The following is a 5,585-nucleotide window of genomic DNA, read 5'->3' on the forward strand; positions in this document are numbered from 1 at the left end:
GCCTGCACCCACACCTCGGAGCGGGTTCCTTCGATGGGGCCCTTGACTTTTGCCGGCGCCCCGGTGACGAGCACCCCGGGCGGGATCTGGGTGCCCCCGGTGACCAGCGAATGCGCCGCGACCAGACTGCGGGCGCCGATCACCGCTCCGTCGAGCACCGTGCAGTGATTGGCGATGAGGGCTTCGGCCCCGATGTGCGCGCCATGGATCGTGCACATGTGGGCGATGGTGGCGCCGGGACCCACGTCGACCGGGATCCCCGGGGGTGCGTGCAACACCGACCCGTCCTGGACGTTGGCACCTTCCCGGATGACCACGGGCGCGTAATCCGCACGAAGGACCGCGTTGAACCACACCGACGCCCCGGCCTCGACGGTGACGTCTCCGACCAGCACGGCGGTCGGGGCGACGAACGCGGTCGGATCAACCTTCGGCGACCGGCCTTCGAACGAGTACATCGGCATCGTTCAGATATACCGCAGTACGCCCGTTGCCGCCGCATTGCGTGAGAGCCGCGCAAAACTGTAACGTGTTCTAGTTAGAGACACGATAGTGGAGGCGCGAGATGAGCACCGAGATTCGCGATATCGACACCGGGACGCTGCCTGACCGGTTCGCCCGTGGCTGGCATTGCCTGGGTACGGTCACGTCGTTCCTGGACGGCCAACCGCACCCGATCCACGCGTTCGGCACCAAGCTGGTCGTGTTCGCCGACTCGGAGAACCAACTCCACGTCCTGGACGCATACTGCCGGCATATGGGCGGTGACCTGTCCCAGGGAACCATCAAGGGCGATCAGGTGGCCTGCCCCTTCCATGACTGGCGCTGGGGCGGGGACGGCAAGTGCAAACTGGTGCCCTACGCCAAACGCACCCCGAAACTCGCCCGCACCCGCTCCTGGCCCACCGACGTGCGCGCTGGACTCCTGTTCGTCTGGCACGATCACGAGGGCAATCCCCCGCTACCCGAGGTCCGCATCCCGGACATCCCGGAATGGTCCAGCGGCGAGTGGACCGACTGGAACTGGAACACCATGCTGATCGAGGGCTCCAACTGCCGGGAGATCATCGACAACGTCACCGATATGGCGCACTTCTACTACATCCACTTCGGGCTGCCCACCTACTTCAAGAATGTCTTCGAAGGCCACGTCGCTTCGCAGTATCTGCACAACGTCGGCCGTCCCGACGTCGGTGGTATGGGCACCGCCTACGGCGAATCGCACCTGGACTCCGAGGCCAGCTATTTCGGGCCGTCGTTCATGATCAACTGGCTGCACAACACCTATGGCGACTTCAAGGCCGAGTCGATCCTGATCAACTGCCACTACCCGGTGACCCAGGATTCGTTCGTCCTCATGTGGGGCGTTATCGTCGAAAAGCCCAAGGGGCTCGACGAATCCATGGTGACGAAGCTCTCCGACGGAATGACCAAGGGTGTCAGCAAGGGCTTCCTGCAGGACGTGGAGATCTGGAAGCACAAGACCCGTATCGAGAACCCGCTCCTAGTGGAGGAGGACGGCGCGGTCTATCAGATGCGCCGCTGGTATCAGCAGTTCTACGTCGACGTCGCCGATATCACCCCCGACATGACCGACCGCTTCGAACTCGAGGTCGACACGACCAAGGCCAACGAGAAATGGAATGTCGAGGTCGAGGAGAATCTGCGGCAGCAAGCAGCCGAGGCCGAGCACGGAGCGGGGCAGCCGGCTTCATGACCGAGCCGCCCGATGTCGACGAGCTGACCCGCTCGATGCTGCTGTTACACGGCCCGCACGGCGATGATCACCCCGCCCGAGACGACGGCGACGCCACAACCTGGTCCAAGGCACCGGATTTCGCCAATGATCCGGTCCGTGCGGCCGCCGTGCACGAGGCCACCCGGCGGGACCGCGAGCGCTATCTGACCGCAGGACTCGCCGAGGTCGACTGCCGGTTCTGCCACGCCTCGGTGAAGGTCAAGAAACTGGGCGCCCCCTACACGGCCGTGCAGTGGAACACCGACGCCACGGTGCGGTGCGCCTACTTCGCCGAGATCCGGGCCGGGGGCGGAAGCAGCGCCCGTATCCCGTCCTGCCCGAGGCTCGGCGACAGCATCAAGCATGCTGTAGCGGAAGGATGTCTGGAGGAATACTCCAGCGCTCCCGCGCCCGGCGACGGCTGACATCGCCGCGATCACTACAGCCCCCGGAAGCGCTCTTTGACCTGGTTCTCGGTCAGTCCGTAGTCGGCGAGCGAGTAGCTGTGCTTGGGCGCCCGCGGGCCCTGCTTGCTCTGCGCATCGGTCTTTCTGATGGCCGCCCGGGTTGGTTCGGTCATCTCTATTCCGAAGTGCGCGTAGATGTTTTCCACTGTGCTGATCGGGTCGGCGATGAGCTCGAAGTAGTCGACATCGCAGAACTGCGCCGGGTTCTTGGTGGCGCGCACAGCGTTGAAGCGCTCCAATCCGCGCGACCAGGTCTCCAGGGAGTCGGCTCCGAGGGCGGCACCGACAAAGGTGTTCGACCAACCGGCGGTGGTGTGCTGCGCCAGGGAGCACATCGACGCCATGATGGTCTCGGCCGGGCGGTGACATTGGATCACCAATGCATCGGGGTAGTTGTTGAACAGCGCATCGAGGGCGAACAGGTGGCTGGGATTCTTGAGCACCCAACGCTTCTCGGGTTCATTCAGGCCGATCAACTGCAGGTTCTTGCGATGACGCCGGTACGGCGTGGTCCAGTCCTGGCGGGCCAGCCACTGAGCGTAGGTCGGGACGTGCGCCAGCGTCTCGTAGGACACCGAGTGCACCGACTGGCGCAACAGCTGCCAGCACTCCTCCACCTCATCGGCGGTCATGTAGTGCAGTCCGGTGTAGTCGGGGTTCTCTTCGTGGGCCTTCTTGAACCGGGCATCGAGTTGGGCGAACACCGGGTTCTGCGGCCACGTTTCACGGGGTGGGCGCGGTTGCGGGAATTCGGCCAGCCAAAGCTCCAGCCCCTGGTGGCGCGGATCCCCGCACAGCAACCGATGCAGGGCGGTGGTGCCGGTTCGCGGCAGACCTGTGACGAAAATCGGTGCGGTAACGGGCACATCGACGTGCTGGGGATACTGCTTCCAGGACGCCTCGCTGAGCAGACGGGCGACCAGGGCGTTGCGCAGGAAAAACCGCGACATCTTGCTGCCCAGTTCGGTGAAGTCGGCGTCGCGCCGGTAGGAGTCCAGCAGCACCGACAGAGCCTCTAGGTGGTTGTCCTCGTCGGAACCGAAGTCATCCAGTCCGACCGCCTTGACAGCGGAGGCTTTGAGGTCCTCGACGGTTCCGACGTCTGTGCGTGGAGGGCTCACGCTTTGTACTCTCCGCAGTTCACATCCAGTGTCGCCCCGGTGATACCGCTGGAGAGGTCGCTGGCCATGAACAGGATGGCTGAGGCCACCTCGTCCTCGGTGGGCAGGCGCTTGAGGTCGGACTGAGCGGCGGTCGCGGCGTAGATCTGCTCGACGGTGGTGCCGTACTTGCCCGCCTGGTGGTTGAAATAGCTCTTGAGCGTGTCACCCCAGATGTAGCCGGGTGCAACCGAATTGACCCGGATGCCCTTATCACCGAGTTCGGTGGCCAGCGACTGTGACATGGCCAGCAGCGCCGATTTCGCCATCTTGTAGGCGCCGTACTTCGGCTGGGAGTGCCGGATCACCATCGAGTTGACGTTGACCACCGACCCTTTGGTCTGCGCCAGCGCGGGGGTGAAGCGCTGGATCATCCGCAGAGCGCCCAGCACCGTGAGTTCGATGGCGTCCCGGATGTGGTCAAACGTCGTATCCGCCAGTGGTTTCATCGACGGCACCCGAAAGGCGTTGTTGATCAGGACATCCACCTTGCCGTAGGCCGCCAGAGACTCCGAAACCAGCCGGTCCACCTGCTCGTCGTCGGTGATGTCGGTGGTCACCGCCACAGCCCGCCGGCCCAGCGCCGCCACGTCGGATGCAACGTCGTCGAGCCGTCCGGCGGTGCGGGCGGCCAGCACCAGGTCCGCCCCGGCTTCGGCGCACCGCCGGGCCAGCGTGGTTCCCAGGGCAGGGCCCACTCCACTGATCACCACAACTTTGCCGTCCAGCATCCCGGCCATCGGCTATCCCACCATCCTGTTCTGAATCTGTTTCTGCCGCTGTGCTATCCGGGCTCTCCAGTCCTCGACGGTGATCCGATTAGCGGTGTAATAGGGCAGTTGATCGGGTACCGCCTCGGCGTCCACCAACGTCACGGTCGGACCGTCCGCCTCGGTCAGCGGGCGGGACACCCGCTGCCAGCGGAACTGCAGGAATCCCTTCCGGTGCCCGGTGGTTTCGATCCAATTGGAGACCCCGGGGTTTGCCTCGGCGACGACAATACGGATCTTGCCGTCCGGATCGGCGTGGGCCTGGGTTCCGTTCAGCGAGGTCTGATGGTTGATGTAGTCCAGCGAGACGTACCACATGCTGCCCAGTTGGAACCCCAGATAGGGCGCATCGGTGACCGGCAGGCTGATCACCAGGGCCTGGTCGGGGTTCAACTCGAAGTGACCAGCCGAGGAGTACTGGGTGGCCAGTCCGCCGGGCGTGAGCCGCGGCGCCACCATGGTGTTCACCGGGATGTTCATATAGAACCACTGCGGAAACTGCAGCCAGGTCTTGACCCGCTGGACCAGCTGCTTTCCAGCTGTCGCCCAACGCTTCTCGATGAGTTCACGGCTCAGTGGCGGCGGCGCTGTCCCCGCGGTGTCCGAGCGGGCAATGGCGACGGTTCCGCGCTGGGCCGACCAGTCGTTGTACACCTCGCGGATGACGAGTTGGGCGTTGGCTTTGGGCGTGAACCGCCACTCGAAGCCGCCGTCGGACCCGATATCGAGTTTGCGGTCGTCGAAAGCTGTCTCGCTGTCGGGGACGTTCTGATCGGTGTACTCCCCACCGAGCAACTGGAAGCTGAGATCGGTTGTCGTGCCGCGCGTTCCGGTGACGACGTACTGATGTCCGGCCTGCACCCGGGTGCCGAAGTACAGGGTGTCCGGGTTGTCCAGGCCCATCTTGGTGAAGGGCCCGGTCCCGGATTGCAGGAATGGGTGGTCGCGGTCGTAGTCGAACGCGATATGGGTGCAGGCCGCGATCCCGCCCGCCAGATACTGCAGGCCCTCCAGGAGATCCGCGTCACTTTCGATGTGCGGCGCCTCGCGTACCAGTCGTTCAGCCTCCGCGATGGCGTCAATCAGGGGCTGTGCGTACATCGTGGATAGGCCTCCCGACCGTGGGCTGCCCCTGAATCTAGAACGTGTTCTAGTCGTGAGTCAACCATCGTGGCGCGGCGATGAGGGGAGTCAGTTCACGCTGGCCAGCGCGAACGGCAAAACCTCGTCCGCACCGGCCCGCCTGAGCACCCTGGCCGCCATCGTCAGGGTCCACCCGGTGTCGGTGAGATCGTCGATCAGCAGGATCGGACCCTCCACACCCCCGAGATCGGGCACCTCCCACGAATCGTTGAGCGCGGCCACCCGATAGGCGGAGTTCACCGCGGTGACCTTTGGTCGGCCGGGCCGATAGCGCAGTGTGCCCAGGTTGGTCAGCCGACCCAATTCG

Annotated in this window: 6 protein-coding genes and 1 pseudogene; 2 read left to right on the forward strand and 5 right to left on the reverse strand. The window is 64.5% G+C overall.

Annotated elements, in window-relative coordinates:
- Positions 1 to 464 (reverse strand): gamma carbonic anhydrase family protein (locus ADBZ5N_RS17075; RefSeq protein WP_526259477.1); only part of this gene is annotated, 464 nt, incomplete at its 3' end.
- A gap of 101 nt (positions 465 to 565) precedes the next feature.
- Here ADBZ5N_RS17075 and ADBZ5N_RS17080 point away from each other — a divergent pair.
- Both ADBZ5N_RS17080 and ADBZ5N_RS17085 read left to right on the forward strand, forming a co-directional pair.
- The gene (locus ADBZ5N_RS17080; RefSeq protein WP_526259479.1) at positions 566 to 1,717 is read left to right on the forward strand and encodes an aromatic ring-hydroxylating oxygenase subunit alpha; all 1,152 of its coding nucleotides are present in this window, start codon (positions 566 to 568) and stop codon (positions 1,715 to 1,717) included.
- A complete protein-coding gene (locus ADBZ5N_RS17085) occupies positions 1,714 to 2,163 on the forward strand; it encodes a hypothetical protein (RefSeq protein ID WP_526259481.1) in 450 nt (149 codons plus the stop codon). The genes ADBZ5N_RS17080 and ADBZ5N_RS17085 overlap by 4 nt, the downstream gene beginning before the upstream one ends.
- A gap of 14 nt (positions 2,164 to 2,177) precedes the next feature.
- Here ADBZ5N_RS17085 and ADBZ5N_RS17090 read toward each other — a convergent pair whose 3' ends face one another.
- The 4 genes and pseudogenes from ADBZ5N_RS17090 to ADBZ5N_RS17105 all read right to left on the reverse strand — a co-directional run.
- Positions 2,178 to 3,326 (reverse strand): sulfotransferase, encoded by a 1,149-nt coding sequence (locus ADBZ5N_RS17090; protein ID WP_526259483.1) that lies wholly within the window; start codon positions 3,324 to 3,326, stop codon positions 2,178 to 2,180.
- Positions 3,323 to 4,105, reverse strand: a complete 783-nt coding sequence (locus tag ADBZ5N_RS17095) for an SDR family NAD(P)-dependent oxidoreductase (RefSeq protein WP_526259485.1) — start codon at positions 4,103 to 4,105, stop codon at positions 3,323 to 3,325. The genes ADBZ5N_RS17090 and ADBZ5N_RS17095 overlap by 4 nt, the downstream gene beginning before the upstream one ends.
- A gap of 3 nt (positions 4,106 to 4,108) precedes the next feature.
- Positions 4,109 to 5,236 carry a hypothetical protein gene (locus ADBZ5N_RS17100; RefSeq protein WP_526259487.1) on the reverse strand — a complete coding sequence of 376 codons (1,128 nt, stop codon included), beginning with the start codon at positions 5,234 to 5,236 and terminating at the stop codon, positions 4,109 to 4,111.
- A gap of 90 nt (positions 5,237 to 5,326) precedes the next feature.
- Positions 5,327 to 5,585: pseudogene (locus ADBZ5N_RS17105) on the reverse strand (recombinase RecQ); the annotation flags it as partial.

Source organism: Mycobacterium sp., from assembly GCF_044370595.1.
In the GTDB taxonomy this organism is placed as follows: Bacteria; Actinomycetota; Actinomycetes; order Mycobacteriales; family Mycobacteriaceae; genus Mycobacterium.